Raw genomic sequence first — 17,148 nt, 5'->3', positions numbered from 1 at the left:
GTGACTGAGTCTGCCTTTGTAGAAACCTACCGTAGCCCCAGTGGACACACGGTAGGTTTCTCTCATGCCAACATGGGAAACCTCGGGTTGCTGGCCCGCGAACCAGGGGAGAGCATCGACGAGATTTATGCTCGCCGGCGAGCTGTTGAAAAGCAAGCCGGGATTGCTGAAGGAACCACCGTGTTCCTGCACCAGGTGCACTCGGCCACCGTGGTTGAGGCCGATGAACTCCCGGGCTGGTCTCAGACCACCGATTCCGTGGTCGCCGATGCAAGTATCTCGGCTACCGGTGCCACACCGTTGGCCATTCTGGTCGCAGACTGCATGCCTGTGGTATTCACGACCTCCGGGAAAGCCACCGCGGTAGCCCACGCCGGGCGCGTCGGTTTGCTCAGCGGAGTTTTGCAAAACACTATCGCCACCTTGCGCGAACACGAGCCAGAGACCGAGATCACCGCGTGGATCGGGCCATCCATCTGTGGGAGATGTTATGAAGTGCCAGAACAGATGCGCTCGGAAGCCTCTGCGGTGATGCCGGTAATGTATTCCACCACCAGCTGGCAGACCCCAGCGCTGGACCTGCCTGCCGCCGGCCAGCAGCTCATGGAAGACCTGGGGGTGACCGTTCACCGCTCCCAGATTTGCACATTGGAAGACTCGCGCGTTTTTTCACACCGGGGAGGCCACCCCGTGGGGCGGTGCGCAGGCATGGTCTTTGCCGACTAACCTGTCAACGACAACCAGAATTAGTCAGTGACACGCGGCAAAACACCGCCGTTGGTCCCGAGATTTTTGGCCCCCGTGAATTAATGTGAGCTATAGAGTCCACGCTAGCTGAAAGATTGAGGAACTTATGGTTGGTGGAATGAAGAAGGCAATGATCTATTTGGGTCTTGCCGACGGTGACGAACACTACGAGCAAGAGCAACAACAAAAGGCTGAGGCCACGGCATCGCGCTCTGAGTCACGTTCCCAGGACCGTGGCACGTCGCGGTCGAAGAATCAGGCCGAGGCAGACGAACAGCAGGCAAAGGTCGCTGAGCCGGTCAACCAGATGCCGACTCTTCGGCGGGAGTTCAGCCCGGTACGCGCCGTGCCTTCCCCAGACAATAGCTCCGAGGACGGAGACGACAACGGGTACCGTGCACCGGTGACCCCGATCAAGCGTGCCACTCAGACCAGAGAGGAAGCCTCGGAAGTGCACCAGCTTAACACCATTCACCCACGTTCCTATAACGACGCCAAACTGATCGGTGAATCGTTCCGGTCCGGCGTTCCTGTCATCATGAACGTCACCGACATGTCCGAGGCTGAAGCCAAGCGCTTGGTCGACTTCTCGGCGGGGCTGGTGTTCGGTCTTTACGGCTCCATCGAGCGAGTGACCAATAAGGTCTTCCTGCTGACCCCCAACACCGTAGAAGTCATCACCGAAGGCTCACAGACCAACGAAGAAGAAGTCTCCTTCTTCAACCAGGCTTAAGATCAGGCCACTACAGCTTGCGTTTTGGCCGGACTCGGGTGAGCTTTCCACCAGGTTCAGCCGAGTCCGGTAGAATTAAAGTCTCCCGTACAACGTTGCAGAAGGAACTCTGAGAGTGAATATCGTCTTCGCGCTCTTGCACCTCGTGTTGACGCTGTACTGGTACAGCCTGCTCGTTCGAGTCGTTTATGACGTGGTGCAGTCCTTTGCCAGACAGTGGCGACCTCGGGGGATTTCACTCATCTTGGCTAGCGCGGTCTATACCGTTACTGACCCACCGATCCGTTGGTTACGTTCCAAGATCCCACCGCTGAATCTGGGCGGAATCGGCCTTGACGTGGCCTTCCTCGTGGTATTCATTGTGGTTATTCTTCTGCGGGCTCTTGTTCCTTTGCAGTAAAGTTTTTGACACTTCGTGCCACAAAGTTCCTCAACTGTAACCAGCTTCTCGTGCAGATAAATCCCAGTGGTCGATTGTTTCCCACAGCACTAAAAGGTTGAGATGTCCGCGCAATATCTGGTAAAAAATCAATATCATCATTCGAAGCAATGTCAGCTTGATCTCTGATACGGTGTTGCTGGTGGTAATCTAGTTACCAGGGATGACATTGTGACCAATAGTGGTCTGTGAAGATCACCGATAGCACCTAACCCTAGGTTTTACCCAGCTGGGTAGGACACGACACTTATTGAGGAGACCACATGGCTCTCACGCCGGAAGATGTAGTCAACAAACGGTTCCAGACCACAAAGTTCCGTGAAGGCTATGACCAGGACGAGGTAGATGATTTCCTCGACGAGATCGTCGTCGAGTTACGTCGGCTGAACCAAGAGAACGACGAACTACGTCGTCAGGTCTCCGAGCTGCAGGGTGGAGCCGGCTCCGAGAGTTCCCAGGCTGCCGTACCTGCCCCCGTTTCTGCTGATGGTCAGTCCGCTGAGACCCCGGCTGAAGAGCCCGCCACCCAGCCCGAGGCACCTGAAGACCACCAGCCTCAAGCTGAGGCTTCAGGACAAAGCGAAGCACCCGCGACCGAGCAGGCCGCACCCGTTGCCGGCCCGCAGAGTGCCGCTGGTTTCGCCAACAATGACCAGTACGGTACCGGCGCTGTCCCGCAACAGGCCAACGTCCAGACCAACGCCGATGCGAACTCCGCCGCCGGCGTCCTGGCGATGGCTCAGCGTCTGCACGATGAATACGTTGCCGAAGGTCAGCAGACCCGCGACCGCATCATCTCCGACGCGCAGGCAGAAGCTGACAAGCTGGTCAGCGACGCACAGGAACAGTCGCGCAAGACCCTCAACGAGTTCGAACAGAAGAAGTCGGTTCTGGAACGCGAAGTGGAAGAACTACGTGGCTTCGAGCGCGACTACCGCTCCCGGCTTCGTGCCTTCATCGAAGGTCAGTTGCAGGACCTGGACTCCCAGTCTCGTATTGCTGAGTAATCAGCGCGGGTGACCGTCTCGATACCACTATCGACTCAGCCGACCACGTTCTTTTCAGCGTGGTCGGCTGAATTGTGTCAAGGATTGCGACCAGCCGGTACGAAGCCTGGAGATGAAACACGCCCGACCTTGGAGCACCACCGTGAGCGATGCCCAATCACGCCGCCGCACTTTTCCCTGGTGGATGGCCATGATCCCTCTCGTCATCGGCTATCTGATCGATCAAATCACCAAATACGTCGTGGTGGAAAATATGTCCGAAGGACAATCCATCCCGGTCATTCCGCCCTTATTGCACTGGTACTTTATCCGCAACCCCGGGGCAGCTTTTTCCATCGGTACTGACTACACCTGGATCTTCACGATCATTCAAACCCTTGCTCTGGGGGTCGTTATGTATCTGATCATCAGCCGGGCCCGAACCCTTCCGTGGTTGATCACGCTGGGGTGTCTGGCCGCCGGCATTGCCGGCAACCTCACCGACCGGCTCTTTCGTGAACCGGGCTTCGGCGTCGGGCACGTCGTGGACTTCATCTCGTTGCCCAATTTTGCGATCTTCAACATTGCCGACTCACTGATTGTGTGTTCGATGATCGCGGTCGTAATCCTGATCTTTACGGGGCTACCTATGAACGATCATGCCGCCGAGGACGAAGCTCCCGTCGAGCCTGCCCGGACGGAAAGTCCAGAAAATGTCTCAGACTAATCCCGAGCGCCCCGCAGAGCAGCAGCAGATTGAGCTGACCGAATCCGGACGCGCCGATGCGGTGCTCTCGCGAGCGTTAGGGGTCTCGCGCTCTCAAGCAGCCGATTGGATCTCTCGTGGCCTGGTGACCGAGGCTGACAGCGGAGATCAGGTACTGAAATCCACCAAGGTTACACCGGGTACCAGAGTGGTGGTCACCGACGCGCAAGACCCCGACCCGCTAGAGGTTAAAGTGGAGGTTGTGCAAGACCTGACGATTATCGCCGAAGATCCCGATTACCTGGTCGTCGACAAACCCGTCGGCGTGGCTGCACACCCCTCTCCGGGATGGGTCGGCCCCACCGTGGTCGGCGGCCTCGCCGGACTCGGATACCGGATCTCTACCTCGGGGGCCGCTGAACGACAAGGCATCGTGCAGCGGTTGGACGTGGGAACCAGTGGACTGATGGTGGTGGCCACCAGTGAAACCGCTTATACCCACCTGAAAGACCAGTTCCGTGACCGGGTCCCGGCCAAAATGTATCACGCTCTGGTCCAGGGGCTACCGGATCCCGTCGACGGCACTATCGACGCCCCGATCGGTCGCGACCCAGGACACGACTGGAAGTTTGCTGTCCTGGACGGTGGTCGACATGCAGTCACGCACTACGAGACCTTGGAATCCTTCGGTACTGCCACGCTGATCCGTGTGGGGTTGGAGACCGGTCGCACCCACCAAATCCGTGTCCATTTCTCCGCGATGCGTCATCCGCTGGCCGGAGACCTCACCTACGGTGCTGATCCAAAGCTGGCCGCGAACCTGGGGCTGACCCGACAGTGGTTGCATGCCCACCAACTGGGTTTTCAACACCCCACCACCGGCGAATGGGTCACCTACACCAGCCCGTACCCTAACGATTTGCAGTATGCTCTCTCGGTGCTCCGCAATCGGTAGTCGCCCCGTACAGAAGCGGGTGAGGAGCTGCCCCACTCCTGCTATACAGCAGGTGTGAAAGGACTAGACTGGGGTCTGGTGACCCTGGCCGTCGTCGAGGAGATGATCAATTCCTATGACCTCAACTGCCTCTGAGGATCGAGGTTTCGTTCACCTGCACACCCATACCGAGTACTCGATGTTGGATGGAGCGGCGAAACTGGACGAGTTATTCGCCGAGGCCAACAGGTTGGGTATGGAATCCATGGCCATTACTGACCACGGGTATCTCTTCGGCGCCTTCGACTTCTGGTCCAAAGCCAAAAACGCCGGCATCAAACCCATTATCGGGTTAGAAGCGTATTTGGCCCCCGGCCACCAGTCCCGCCACGACAAAACCAGGGTGCGGTGGGGCGAACAGGGCCAGCGTGGTGACGATGTTTCGGGCGGTGGCGCCTATACGCACATGACCATGTTGTCGAAGAACAACACCGGCATGCACAACTTATTCAAAGCTGCCTCGATCGCATCACTGGATTCGGTCTACTCTAAATGGCCGCGCATCGACCGAGATCTGCTGAGCCAATACTCGGAGGGCATTATTGCCACCACCGGGTGCCCGTCCGGGGAAGTGCAGACTCGATTGCGACTGGGCCAGAAACAAGAGGCGCTGGAGGCCGCTGCGGAATTCCGCGATATCTTCGGTAAGGAGAATTTCTACCTGGAAATCATGCAACACGGCCTCGATATTGAGCGCCGGGTGTTTACCGATCTGCTTGAGATCGGCAAAAAACTCAATCTACCCATGGTCGCTACGAACGACCTGCATTACACCCACGAGCACGACGCCGGTCACCATGAAGCCCTCTTAGCCTTGCAATCGGGGTCCCGACTGGATGAGCCCACCTACGATCAGGGCGGTTCCCGTTTCGCCTTTTCAGGCAACGAGTATTATTTGAAGTCATCGCGTGAAATGCGCACTCTGTTCAAAGAGTTCCCCGAAGCCTGCGATAACACCTTGCTCATTGCCGAACAGTGCGATGTCAGCTTCAACACCGATGCCAACTACATGCCGGCCTTCCCCACGCCCGAGGGGGAAGACGAGACCAGTTGGTTGATCAAAGAGGTCAATAAAGGCCTGCGCAATCGTTATCCCAACGGAGTCCCCGACTACGCCCAGAAGCAAGCCGACTATGAGCTTGACGTGATCATCTCCATGGGTTTCCCCGGTTACTTCCTGGTCGTGGCAGACTTCATCAACTGGGCCAAGAATAACGGCATCCGCGTCGGCCCAGGCCGTGGGTCTGGTGCAGGCTCGATGGTCGCTTACGCGATGCGGATTACCGAGCTGGATCCCATCAAGCACGGGCTGATCTTCGAGCGGTTCTTGAACCCGGACCGTGTCTCGATGCCTGACTTCGACGTCGACTTCGACGATCGCCGTCGTCCTGAGGTTATTGACTATGTAACCGAAAAATACGGGGACGAGCGGGTGGCAATGATTGTCACCTACGGCACCATCAAGACCAAGATGGCGTTGAAAGACTCTGCCCGTGTGAAGGGCAAACCGTTCTCGATGGGGGAGCAGCTCACCAAAGCACTCCCACCGGCAGTGATGGCTAAGGACATTCCGCTCAAAGACATTGAGAACCCCGAGGCGCCTCGGTACAACGAGGCTGCAGAGTTCCGCGAATTGCTCCAGACCGACCCGGAGATGGTAGATGTCTTCGAAACGGCGAAGGGCCTAGAAGGTTTGAAGCGTCAGTGGGGTGTGCACGCGGCCGGGGTGATCATGTCCTCGGCGCCGGTGATTGATGTAGTCCCCATTATGCGCCGACTCCAAGACGGCCAGGTCATCACCCAGTTTGATTACCCCACCTGTGAAGGCCTGGGGCTGATCAAAATGGATTTCTTGGGTTTGCGCAACCTGACCATCATCTCGGATGCCCTGGACAACATTGAGGCCAACCAGGGAACACCACTGGATTTGGAAGCTCTCACCTTAGACGACACCGAATCCTATGAGTTGCTGGCGCGTGGAGAAACCCTCGGAGTCTTCCAGCTCGACGGTGGCCCTATGCGCCAGCTACTAAAGATGATGCGCCCGGATAACTTCGAAGATATTTCCGCGACCATCGCGCTGTATCGTCCAGGTCCGATGGGTGCCAACTCGCACATCAACTACGCGTTGCGCAAGAACAACCAACAAGAGATTACCGCGATCCACCCGGAGCTAGCAGAACCACTGGCAGACATTTTGGACACCACCTACGGTCTGATTGTTTACCAGGAGCAGGTGATGGCCATCGCCCAGAAGGTCGCCGGCTACTCGCTGGGTCAAGCGGATATTCTCCGTCGCGCAATGGGCAAGAAAAAGAAAGCCGAGCTGGACCGACAGTACGTGGACTTCCATCAAGGCATGCTGGACCGTGGTTACTCGGAAGAGGCGGTGACTGCGCTCTGGGACATTCTGCTTCCATTCTCTGACTACGCGTTCAATAAGGCCCACTCGGCTGCCTACGGACTCGTCTCGTATTGGACCGCGTACCTGAAGGCTCACTATCCGGCTGAATACATGGCAGCCCTGTTGACCTCGGTGGGCTCGGATAAAGACAAGATGGCAATGTATCTCAACGAGTGCCGTCGCATGGGTATCACAGTGCTTCCGCCCGACGTCAATGAATCAGCTTTGCAGTTCACCCCGGTTGGTAACGATATTCGTTTCGGCCTGGGGGCGGTGCGCAACGTGGGCGACAATGTCGTGCACGGGATCGTGAACGCCCGTGAAGAGCAAGGTCAGTTCACCAGCTTCCAGGACTTCTTTAAAAAGGTCCCGCAGGTGGTGTGCAATAAGCGCACCATCGAATCCTTGATTAAAGCCGGGGGCTTCGATTCGATGGGTCAGCCCCGGCGCGCTTTGTTGGCGGTGCATGAAGAAGCCGTAGACGCCTCGGTGGTGCAGAAACGGCAAGAGGCCAATAACCAATTCGACTTCTTCTCCCTGCTCGACGACAGCGACACCTCAGCCGCTGACGTGGGCCTGGGTATCTCTGTGCCGGACGTTCCGGAATGGGATCGTAAGACCAAGCTCAGCTTTGAACGTGGCATGCTGGGACTCTACGTCTCGGATCACCCGTTGCACGGCCTAGAATCGGTGCTGTCGCAATACGCTGACCACACCATCACCCAGATCCTGGATGAAGATGGCCCTGCTGACGGGGCCCAAGTCACCATTGCTGGCCTGATCAACACCCTGGAGCGCAGGATCGCGAAGAACTCGGGTAATGCCTATGCCCGTACCGAAGTCGAAGATCTCAACGGGTCGATGGATGTGATGTTTTTCGGACAGGTCTATGCACCGATTGCCACCGTACTGGCCGAAGATCTCATCGTCTCGGTCAAAGGCAGAGTCCAACGACGTGACGACGGGTCGGTCTCGCTCTCGGCCCAAGAGATGACGCTGATCGACGCACAGGAAGCCAGTGTAGGCCATGGGGGACCGGTGAACCTCAGCATCCCGCATTTCAAGGCCACCGAAAGTCTGATGCGGGAGCTTGGCGAAACCCTGAAGAACCATTCCGGGTCGACCGACGTGCGGGTGAAACTGATGGGCAATCTCGGCATTGACGTGATGCAGCTTGGCCCAGATTTCCGCGTGTCACCTAATCCAGCCCTATTTGGTGACCTCAAGGTGCTGCTGGGAGCCTCCTGTCTGGACTGAGAGCCACAAACCCTTCGGTTACTACATGTAGTAGCTGTGTATTTGAAACACGCCTATATGTGGGAGTACTGTGGGGGATGTCTAACGTCGATACCGTGACACGGTGAGAAAATCGGAGCGAAGATGCACTGTCCTTTCTGTCGACACGAGGAGTCCCGGGTGGTCGATTCTCGTTCGCTCGAGGACGGCTCTGCAATTCGTCGCCGTCGGCAGTGCCAAGCGTGTGGTAAACGTTTCACCACGTTAGAAACCACCTCTTTGATGGTGGTGAAACGTTCCGGAGTCGCTGAGCCCTTTGACCGCAATAAGGTCATCAACGGTGTCTCGAAAGCTTGCCAGGGTCGCCCGGTATCAAAAGACGACTTGGCTGTCTTGGCGCAAGAGGTTGAAGAGGCCATTCGATCGACCGGTAATTCGGAGGTCGATGCCCACGAAGTCGGGTTGGCCATTCTGGGACCATTGCGCCGATTGGATCAGGTGGCGTATCTGCGATTTGCCTCGGTGTACCAGGACTTTGATTCTTTGGACGATTTCGAGAAAGCCATTAGCGAGCTGAGAGAGCATCCTTTCGCGGTAGAACCCCTACAAGCGAAGCTCTTTACTCGATAAAATAGTTTTCCGGTGGGATTGCGGAGGGGAAGCCGCGATCCCACCGGTTTTCAACTCAATGGACCGCGGCACTGCCTCGTCGCGGTGCAGACTGCGGTGTGAAACCGGCCTCGACTACATCGATGCGTCGGCGATCGAGGCGTACAACGCTGCGCCAATAATGCCAGCGTTATTGACCATCTGTGCCGGGATAGTTCGTGCGCGGAGCTTCACATAGGGCAGGAACTCTTCGGCACGTTGCGATATGCCACCGCCGATCACGAACAGTTCCGGGGAAAATAGTCGTTCCAGATAGGAGAAATAGGGCTGTAACCGTTGCTCGGCATACTCCTGGAAACTTAGCTCAGCACGCTCCCGCGCCGACGCAGAGGCATCGCGCTCGGCCATATTTCCCCGGAACTCGAGTGAACCCAGTTCGAAATTGGGCACCAACACTCCGTTATGGATCATGGCCGAACCGATGCCGGTGCCCAGTGTAACCACCAGCACCGAACCAGACACCCCGCGGGCAGCACCGAAACGGGCTTCAGCCAGCCCGGCAGCATCTGCGTCGTTGATGACTCGCACATCGCGGTGCAGGTGATCGGAGAACAGCTCGTGAGCATTCGTCTCAATCCAGGACGGGTCGATGTTGTTGGCAGACAGCGCCAGCCCGTGGTGAATCACTGACGGCAAACAAATTCCCACCGGGCGATCCCGGGCCGGGGCCATTTCACGGCTGTCAAGTTCATCGATGATCTCGGCGACGGTGCGCGCGACCGCCTGGGGAGTCGCTGGTTGCGGGGTGGGAATCCGGAACCGCTCGCCGGAGAGTTCACCGGCCTGCTGGCCGGAGGCCGAGATTGCGACGATGCCACCCTTCATCCCGGTGCCGCCAATATCCACGCCGATATAGGTTGGGGTGTTGTTACCAGACATCGCTACCACGGTTCCCTTGTACTCGTCTTCCGATCGTGTCTACTCGGCTAGGGTCAAAATTTCGGCGCCATCTTCGCGTACCACGAGTGTGTGCTCGAACTGAGCGGTGCGTTGACGGTCCTTGGTCGTGACCGTCCAGTCGTCATCCCACATCTCCCAGGAAATATCGCCCAGTGTGATCATCGGTTCGATGGTGAACACCATGCCGGGCACCATCACGGTGTTATGGTCCGGGGCGGTGTCGTAGTGGGGCACAATCAACCCGGAGTGGAACTCCCGGCCCACGCCGTGGCCGACAAAGTCGCGGACGACACCGTAGCCAAACCGGTTGGCATATTTTTCAATCACACGACCAATCACGTTGATTTCGCGTCCGGGCTTGACCGCCTTGATACCGCGCATCATGGCTTCGTGGGTGCGCTGGATGAGCAACCGGGACTGCTCGTCGGTGTCACCGACGGTAAAGGTCTTATTATGGTCGCCGTGGTAACCATCCAGGTAGGCGGTGATATCGATATTGATGATGTCACCGTCTTCAAGCACGGTGTCATCGGGGATCCCGTGGCAGATGACCTCGTTCAGCGAGGTACACAGTGATTTTGGGAAACCCCGGTAGTCCAAACATGAGGGGTAAGCCCCGTGATCGATCATGTACTGGTGGCCGATGCGGTCCAACTCGGCAGTGGTGACACCGGGTTGAATCGCAGCTTCGACCGCGTTCATCGCCTCCGCGGCCAGCCGCCCGGCAGCGCGGATTTTCTCGATAGCTACCTCATCATAAACATCGCCGTGCTGACCCTCATTCGGGTCTTTTTTGCCGACATAATCGGGCCGGGGAATTTCGGCGGGTACGTGCAAGCGTGGGGCAACATACCCCGGGGCGAGTCGTCCCACCGGCGCCAGCGAGCCGGGCCCAGGCCGTGCCGGACCATCGACCGGAAGATTATGGGAACCCTCGGTACCGGGTTCTGGGGCAGGATGAAGTGTCACTGAATTGCTGGGCATACCTTGATCCTAACGCTGAATAGCATGTGCGGGGTAGTTCGCCCCCGAGGCTCAGCTCGGGAACATATGAGAGGATGGAGCCATGACTGACAGCGCGACACAGTACTGGTTCAATGCTGAGACTCACGAGGTTGAAAAGGGTCCCCAATCGAACTGGCGCAAATTGTTGGGCCCCTTCGAGACGGCGGAACAGGCTCGTCGGGCTTTGGAGAAGGTCCAGGAGAATAATGAGCGGTGGGACGCCGAGGACGAAGCCGAGGACTAGCCGTCTCGCCCCGCCTGCTGGCGCGCACTCGACCGCGCTACGTGCTCCCCGTTGCACGCTGATCCACCACGGACCTAACGGGCGAAGGAGTAGTCCTCGTCCGGGAATGCCCCCGAACGCACCTCATCGGCATAGGTCTTGGCCGCCTGGGAGAGCTGTTCCGCAAGGGTGGCGTATTGCTTGACGAATCGTGGCAGACGCCCGGTATTAAGTCCGAAAGCGTCCTGCCAGACTAAGACCTGACCGGTGGTGGCATTGCCGGCGCCAATCCCGATGGTCGGTACCTGCAAGGCCTCGTCGACTGCGGCGGCCACCTCAGTGGGCACCATTTCCATCAACACGGTAAACGCCCCAGCTTCTTGAAGTGCTAGTGCGTCCTGGATCATCTGTTGGGTGGCGTCCTGGCCACGCCCTTGGACCCGAAACCCACCGAGCACATGTTCTGACTGTGGCGTGAACCCGATATGGCCCATGACCGCCACACCCGCTGAGGTCATCGCAGCCACGTGTTCGGCATACCGGGCGCCACCCTCGAGCTTGACCGCCGCGACCTGGGCTTCTTTAATCAGCCGAACCCCGCTGTCCACGGCCTGTTGCACCGAGGACTCATAGCTACCAAATGGCATATCCGCGACCACCAGGGACCGTCCGACGCTACGAGCGACCGCCTGGGAGAACAGCACCATTTGATCTAAGGTGACCGGCATGGTCGTGTCATAGCCGAGCACCGTGTTGCCCACGGAATCACCGACGAGCAACACCTCGATACCGGCCTGGTCGAAAATCCGGGCGGTCAGGGCGTCATAGCTCGTGAGCATCGCAAACCGATGGTCGGCGTCTTTGAGTTGCTGGAGGTGGTGGGTGCGAACACGTTTCGGGTTCGGGCTCTCGGTGGCGTAGCTGATGTTCTCTGAACTCGACATGCTCACAGTCTAGGGGATCTAGATCACAGAGGATGTTCTAAGATCGAGGCATGACAACACCACTGAACACCACAGACCTTGCAGATCACCTTGGAGAGTCGGTCCGGAGCTGTCCGGTTCAACTACGGAACTTCGGCGGAGTGCAGAAATTCGCCGGCCAGATCGCCACGGTGCGTTGCTTTGAAGACAACACCGAAGTCCGGGCTACGCTGTCCACGCCAGGAGATAGGCGGGTACTTGTTGTCGATGGGGGCGGAAGCCTGAACCGGGCGTTGCTCGGAGACAATATTGCTCAACTGGCCATCGACAACAACTGGGCCGGGGTGATCGTCCATGGCGCCATCCGCGACTCGGCCGAGATCGCCGAGATGGCGATCGGTGTTAAAGCCTTGGGCACCAACTCCCAAAAATCCCGCAAAGAAGGACTGGGTGTCACGAATGTTAACCTGGTGATCGGTGGGATTGAGTTCATTCCGGGAGAATACGTTTACTCCGATGCCGACGGGATCGTGGTCACTAGTGACCCGGTGGAACTAGACGACACCGAGTAAGCGGTGACGTAGACTTGCCGAGGTAGCTCGTCACCGGCGAGCCCCACCACCTCACGACGCTGATGCAGGAGAGCGACCGTGGAACGATTGGACCGGCAGCAAGAATTCGTGTTGCGCACCCTTGAGGATCGAGACGTCCGCTTTGTGCGACTGTGGTTCACCGATGTGGTCGGTGCCCTGAAATCAGTGGCTCTGGCCCCGGCTGAAGTGGAGTACGCCTTCACCGAGGGCCTGGGGTTCGATGGCTCCTCGATCGATGGGTTCACCCGGATTTTCGAATCCGACATGCTCTTACAACCGGATCCCTCGACCTTCCAGGTTTTGCCCTGGCGGGGTGAAGATGAACAAACCTCACGCATGTTCTGCGACGTGAAGATGCCCGATGGGGAACCGGCGGCCGTTGACCCCCGCTACGTGCTCCAACGCAGTATCGACAAGGCCGCGGATTTGGGATTCACGTGCTACCTGCACCCGGAAATCGAGTTTTATCTGCTCAAGGCAGATCTGGAAGAACGCTCGGACCCGAAGCGGATGATGCACAACCCCGAACCGGTGGATGCTGCCGGGTACTTTGACCACGTGCCCGGTGGGGTCGCCCAAGACTTCCGCCGTCATGCGGTGTCCATGTTGGAGCAGGTCGGAATTTCCGTGGAGTTCTCCCACCACGAAGGGGGCCCGGGCCAGAACGAGATTGATCTACGTGCCATGGATGCGATGGCTACCGCGGATAACATCATGACATTCCGCACCGTGGTCAAAGAAGTCGCCACTTTGCAGGGTTACTACGCGACCTTCATGCCCAAGCCCTTTGGCGAACACCCCGGCTCAGCGATGCACACACACTTTTCGTTATTCGAAGGGGACGTCAACGCCTTCTATGCGCCCGGAGCCGAGTACCAGCTGTCGACCACCGCCCGTCGTTTTATCGCCGGACTGCTAAGACACTCCGCGGAGATCACCGCGGTAACCCACCAGTTCGTCAACTCCTATAAACGGCTCTGGGGCGGGGGAGAAGCACCACCCTATGTTTCCTGGGGCCACAACAACCGCTCCGCCCTGGTCCGTGTTCCCTTATATAAGCCGGATAAGGCCGGATCCGCTCGGGTGGAATACCGCGGTATTGATGCCGCGGCCAACCCCTATCTGACCTATGCGTTGCTACTCTCTGCCGGTCTGAGGGGTATTCAGGAAGAATATGACCTACCTGAGGCTGCCCAAGAAGACATCTCACAGTTGACCTCACACGAACGCCGACTCTTGGGGCACTCACCGTTGCCATCCACCCTCCACGATGCCTTGCGGGTGATGGAAGAATCTGAATTCGTTGCCGAGGTGCTCGGCGAACAGGTCTTTGAGTCCTTCCTGCGCAATAAACGCGAAGAATGGGAACAATACCGGGTCAATGTGTCCCCGTTCGAGCTCTCCCGTTACCTCGGGGCGGTGTAACTTCTTGACCAAACGTACCCCCGCCTCCGCATCCGGTTCACGATCCCGGTCCTCACGCGGGCGCACCCTGGCCGGAGCGGGGTTCACCGACCTGTCGCGAGCGGAAAGCCGGCTACAAGCGCCCGAGCTCGCTGAGCTGGATCGAGACCGTTTGCTCGATGTCATCTCGGTGGCTGCCAATCCTGACCAAGCGCTCATCCTGCTGATCCGGCTCGTGGAGGCCGAAGCCGGTGTCCAAGAGCTCTTCAACGAAGCTGAGCAACACCAGATCCGCTCGCTGATTCGGCTGTTGGGCACCTCGGAAGCCCTTGGTGAATTTCTGATCCGCTACCCTGAGCACCTGGACGTCGTCACCGGGTCCGAGGACGCTGTGGCCAGCGCACCCGCAGTTGCTGGGATCTACGAGCCTGATGCGCACGGAGAAGCACGCTATGCTCCCGAGGCTTTGCGTTGCCTGTTACTGGAGGCTGTGGGAGCTGATCCACAGCAGGAAGAACCGGTGGCCACCCAGGGTGGTAAAGAGGCGGCGGTGGCGCTACGGGTCATGTATCGGCGACAAATTCTCAGCATTACCGTCCAAGACCTCAATGCCCCCGATCCCATGGGTGCCCAGCCGATTATTTCCCGGTGGTTGGCTGACCTGGCTGCTGCGGCCCTGGAGGCCGCTCTGGCGGTGGCGAGATTCGATGCTGAGTCGAAGTTTAGTCGCGAAGAAATCGATGGCACGAGCCTGACCGTGATGGGGATGGGCAAATGCGGTGCCCGAGAGCTGAACTACCTCTCGGACGTAGACGTGATTTTTGTGCACGGACCGGCAGCCTCGGAGCATGTGGAGTCTTTGTCGGAGGAAACCATGACCGCGGTGGCCCGAGAACTGGCCACCGGGATTTCACACACCATCCAGTCTCCCGCCCCAGAGCCCGGGCTGTGGGAGGTCGACGCCAACCTGCGCCCCGAAGGCAAAGATGGAGAACTGTCGCGCACGGTAGCGTCACACCGCACGTACTACAACCGGTGGGCCCATACCTGGGAGTTCCAGGCCTTGCTGAAGTGTCGTCGACTGGCCGGTAACCACCGCTTGGCTGAGGAATATCTCAACGCCATCTACCCCCTGGTCTGGCAGGTCTCCACCCGGCCGGGCTTCGTTTCTCAGGTCCAATCGATGCGACGCCGGGTGGTAAAGAATATTCCGGCGAAGCAGCGTCACCGTGACATCAAGCTCGGCAGTGGGGGACTGCGTGACATTGAATTTCCGGTCCAGCTGTTGCAACTGGTGCACGGAAAAACGGATTCGAGCCTGCATGTGCGCTCCACCGAAGAAGCCATCCAGGCTTTGGAAGCCGGCGGATACGTGGGACGGGCCGACGCGCGCTCGATGACGGACTACTACCGGTTCTTACGCGTGATGGAGCACCGGTTACAACTTGCCCAGATGCGTCGCACCCACCTGCTACCCGAAAAAGAACAACATCTCCGGGTGCTAGCCCGGGCCGTCGGCTCAGGGGCGCAGGAACATCCGCATAACGCTGATGAGTTGCTGAGCAGCTGGAAGAAGACGGCTCGAGCCGTCGCCGAGGTCTTTGAGCGGTTGTTCTACCGGCCGCTCCTTCCCGCCACCGCGGCCCTGCCGGCCGACCAGGTCAGACTCTCCTCTGAAGCTGCCCAACAGCGGCTGGTCGCCCTGGGGTACCGAGACCCCAAGGGCGCGATCCGCCATATTGGGTTCCTTACTGAGGGCGTGTCTCGCTCGGCGGCGTTGCAGCGTCAGCTCTTACCGGCCGTGTTGGGCTGGCTGGCTGCCGGTCCGGACCCCGATGGTGGTCTGCTGAGTTTCCGGCGTCTGTCGGAATCGATCAGTCGCTCAGGATGGTACCTGCGTATGTTGCGGGACTCCTCCGATGCTGCCGAGCGACTCTGCACCGTGTTGTCCAGTTCCCGGTATGTCTGCGACTTGCTGGAACACTCTCCGGAGGCCACCGCCTGGCTAGACCGTGACCAGGACCTGGTGCCCTTGAGCCTGGACACCATCCTGACCGAGATGCGCTCGGTGCTGTCGCGTCACCCTGAAGTCAACGAAGCGATGCGCCACATCCGGCTGATTCGTCGACGCGAAATTCTGCGTACCGCAATGGCTGACGCCTTGGAACTGATCGACCAAGATGAGATCTCTCACGCGCTATGCCGGGCCGACCAAGCCAGCGCGATGGCCGGACTAGATTTGGTGGAACGCGAACTTGTCGACAGTGGTGAGAAACGACTGGCGAACCTGGTGGTGGTGGCCATGGGGCGCCAAGGCGGACAGGAATGCGGCTATGGCTCGGATTTGGACGTGATGTTCGTTCACCAACCCACCGAGGCAGCCACCGACGAGCGTGAGGCCCACCAACAGGCCGTCAGCCAAGCCAAGAAACTCGCCCACTACCTGAAGATGCCGCTGAAACCGGCCATCCCGTTGGAACCGGTACTGATGATTGACGCGGACCTGCGCCCCGAAGGCAAACAGGGTCCCTTGGTGCGCTCGATGGAGTCCTATCGGAACTACTACCAGCAATGGGCTGAGATTTGGGAAATCCAGGCGTTGTTGCGGGCCCGGACGCTAGCTGGAGAACAGGCTCTGCAGGATGAATTCACGGACTGGGCAGACTCGGTGCGCTATCACACCGAGCTGACCCCGCAGCGGTTACGGGCGATCCGTCGAATGAAAGCTCGGGTGGAATCCGAGCGACTACCCCGCGGGGCTGATCCTAACCGGCATGTGAAGCTCGGGCGTGGGTCGCTGTCGGATGTGGAGTGGCTGGTGCAGACCTTCCAGTTGCACTACGCCGGTCAAGCAGAGTCATTGCGCACCACCTCCACCATGGAAGCGTTGGAGGCATTGCACGAGCTCGGGCACCTTGATGCCCACGAGGCCCAAGCCTTGGAAAACTCCTGGAGACTGTGCTCTAGGATCCGCTCGGCGAATATGATCTGGTCGGCCCGTGCCTCCGACACGTTGCCCACCAACCGAGATGACCTAGAAGCGGTCGCCCAGTGGTGCGGGTATGAGTCGGGCAATGCGGGTGTTTTCGAAGAGGACTACTTGCGCATCACCCGCCATGCTCGGCAGGTGTTCGAACATCGGTTCTATGGGATGAACTAGCCTCAACCCATCGGGGTGACTGGAGT

At 58.7% G+C, this 17,148-nt stretch carries 15 protein-coding genes; 12 read left to right on the top strand and 3 right to left on the bottom strand.

Going from position 1 to position 17,148, the window contains the following annotated elements; all coding sequences use genetic code 11:
• The 8 genes from QDX22_RS03675 (at position 1) to nrdR (ending at position 8,875) form a co-directional block, all read left to right on the top strand.
• Positions 1-726 (top strand): purine nucleoside phosphorylase YfiH/LACC1 family protein, encoded by a 726-nt coding sequence (locus tag QDX22_RS03675; protein WP_279718024.1) that lies wholly within the window; start codon positions 1-3, stop codon positions 724-726.
• 127 nt (positions 727-853) lie between these two features.
• Positions 854-1,480, top strand: a complete 627-nt coding sequence (locus QDX22_RS03670) for a cell division protein SepF (RefSeq protein WP_110099329.1) — start codon at positions 854-856, stop codon at positions 1,478-1,480.
• A gap of 115 nt (positions 1,481-1,595) precedes the next feature.
• Positions 1,596-1,880: a YggT family protein gene (locus QDX22_RS03665; protein WP_110099330.1), complete on the top strand. Its 285-nt coding sequence runs from the start codon at positions 1,596-1,598 to the stop codon at positions 1,878-1,880.
• Between the two features lie 302 nt (positions 1,881-2,182).
• Positions 2,183-2,926, top strand: a complete 744-nt coding sequence (locus QDX22_RS03660) for a DivIVA domain-containing protein (protein ID WP_279675201.1) — start codon at positions 2,183-2,185, stop codon at positions 2,924-2,926.
• 142 nt (positions 2,927-3,068) lie between these two features.
• A complete protein-coding gene (lspA, locus tag QDX22_RS03655) occupies positions 3,069-3,632 on the top strand; it encodes a signal peptidase II (RefSeq protein ID WP_233492026.1) in 564 nt (187 codons plus the stop codon).
• Positions 3,619-4,566, top strand: a complete 948-nt coding sequence (locus tag QDX22_RS03650) for an RluA family pseudouridine synthase (protein ID WP_279718023.1) — start codon at positions 3,619-3,621, stop codon at positions 4,564-4,566. The genes lspA and QDX22_RS03650 overlap by 14 nt, the downstream gene beginning before the upstream one ends.
• A 115-nt stretch (positions 4,567-4,681) precedes the next feature.
• Positions 4,682-8,266 carry a DNA polymerase III subunit alpha gene (gene dnaE, locus QDX22_RS03645; protein ID WP_279718022.1) on the top strand — a complete coding sequence of 1,195 codons (3,585 nt, stop codon included), beginning with the start codon at positions 4,682-4,684 and terminating at the stop codon, positions 8,264-8,266.
• A 123-nt stretch (positions 8,267-8,389) separates the two neighbouring features.
• On the top strand, positions 8,390-8,875 hold the full coding sequence (nrdR, locus tag QDX22_RS03640) for a transcriptional regulator NrdR (RefSeq protein ID WP_279718021.1): 486 nt from the start codon (positions 8,390-8,392) through the stop codon (positions 8,873-8,875).
• A 114-nt stretch (positions 8,876-8,989) separates the two neighbouring features.
• Here nrdR and ppgK read toward each other — a convergent pair whose 3' ends face one another.
• Both ppgK and map read right to left on the bottom strand, forming a co-directional pair.
• On the bottom strand, positions 8,990-9,793 hold the full coding sequence (gene ppgK / locus QDX22_RS03635) for a polyphosphate--glucose phosphotransferase (protein ID WP_279718020.1): 804 nt from the start codon (positions 9,791-9,793) through the stop codon (positions 8,990-8,992).
• A gap of 39 nt (positions 9,794-9,832) precedes the next feature.
• Entirely contained in the window at positions 9,833-10,798 is a 966-nt protein-coding gene (map, locus tag QDX22_RS03630) for a type I methionyl aminopeptidase (protein WP_110099336.1), read from the bottom strand.
• 82 nt (positions 10,799-10,880) lie between these two features.
• Here map and QDX22_RS03625 point away from each other — a divergent pair, with 82 nt between their 5' ends.
• Positions 10,881-11,063, top strand: coding sequence for an SPOR domain-containing protein (locus tag QDX22_RS03625; protein WP_279718019.1), 183 nt, complete (start codon positions 10,881-10,883; stop codon positions 11,061-11,063).
• Between the two features lie 74 nt (positions 11,064-11,137).
• Here QDX22_RS03625 and panB read toward each other — a convergent pair whose 3' ends face one another.
• Positions 11,138-11,986, bottom strand: a complete 849-nt coding sequence (panB, locus tag QDX22_RS03620) for a 3-methyl-2-oxobutanoate hydroxymethyltransferase (RefSeq protein ID WP_279718018.1) — start codon at positions 11,984-11,986, stop codon at positions 11,138-11,140.
• Positions 11,987-12,036: 50 nt separating this feature from the next.
• On the opposite strand from panB, the gene rraA reads away from it, so the two are divergent.
• The 3 genes from rraA (at position 12,037) to QDX22_RS03605 (ending at position 17,122) form a co-directional block, all read left to right on the top strand.
• Positions 12,037-12,537 carry a ribonuclease E activity regulator RraA gene (gene rraA / locus QDX22_RS03615; protein ID WP_279718017.1) on the top strand — a complete coding sequence of 167 codons (501 nt, stop codon included), beginning with the start codon at positions 12,037-12,039 and terminating at the stop codon, positions 12,535-12,537.
• Between the two features lie 87 nt (positions 12,538-12,624).
• The gene (glnA, locus tag QDX22_RS03610) at positions 12,625-13,983 is read left to right on the top strand and encodes a type I glutamate--ammonia ligase (RefSeq protein WP_279718176.1); all 1,359 of its coding nucleotides are present in this window, start codon (positions 12,625-12,627) and stop codon (positions 13,981-13,983) included.
• Positions 13,940-17,122 (top strand): bifunctional [glutamine synthetase] adenylyltransferase/[glutamine synthetase]-adenylyl-L-tyrosine phosphorylase, encoded by a 3,183-nt coding sequence (locus QDX22_RS03605; protein WP_425248472.1) that lies wholly within the window; start codon positions 13,940-13,942, stop codon positions 17,120-17,122. The genes glnA and QDX22_RS03605 overlap by 44 nt, the downstream gene beginning before the upstream one ends.
• Positions 17,123-17,148 lie beyond the last annotated feature (26 nt).

This window comes from Auritidibacter ignavus (genome assembly GCF_029853775.1).
GTDB classification, from domain to species: Bacteria; Actinomycetota; Actinomycetes; order Actinomycetales; family Micrococcaceae; genus Auritidibacter; species Auritidibacter ignavus.
Note: the sequence above shows the minus strand (reverse complement) of the source record. Positions and strands in the feature narration are given on the sequence as shown.

Bases quoted from the DNA above. Each gene is read 5' to 3' on its own strand.
- QDX22_RS03670 (WP_110099329.1), top strand. From the start codon at position 854: ATGGTTGGTGGAATGAAGAAGGCAATGATCTATTTGGGTCTTGCCGAC.
- QDX22_RS03660 (WP_279675201.1), top strand. From the start codon at position 2,183: ATGGCTCTCACGCCGGAAGATGTAGTCAACAAACGGTTCCAGACCACA.
- QDX22_RS03650 (WP_279718023.1), top strand. From the start codon at position 3,619: ATGTCTCAGACTAATCCCGAGCGCCCCGCAGAGCAGCAGCAGATTGAG.
- dnaE (WP_279718022.1), top strand. From the start codon at position 4,682: ATGACCTCAACTGCCTCTGAGGATCGAGGTTTCGTTCACCTGCACACC.
- nrdR (WP_279718021.1), top strand. From the start codon at position 8,390: ATGCACTGTCCTTTCTGTCGACACGAGGAGTCCCGGGTGGTCGATTCT.
- ppgK (WP_279718020.1), bottom strand. From the start codon at position 9,793: ATGTCTGGTAACAACACCCCAACCTATATCGGCGTGGATATTGGCGGC.
- map (WP_110099336.1), bottom strand. From the start codon at position 10,798: ATGCCCAGCAATTCAGTGACACTTCATCCTGCCCCAGAACCCGGTACC.
- QDX22_RS03625 (WP_279718019.1), top strand. From the start codon at position 10,881: ATGACTGACAGCGCGACACAGTACTGGTTCAATGCTGAGACTCACGAG.
- panB (WP_279718018.1), bottom strand. From the start codon at position 11,986: ATGTCGAGTTCAGAGAACATCAGCTACGCCACCGAGAGCCCGAACCCG.
- rraA (WP_279718017.1), top strand. From the start codon at position 12,037: ATGACAACACCACTGAACACCACAGACCTTGCAGATCACCTTGGAGAG.
- QDX22_RS03605 (WP_425248472.1), top strand. From the start codon at position 13,940: ATGTGTCCCCGTTCGAGCTCTCCCGTTACCTCGGGGCGGTGTAACTTC.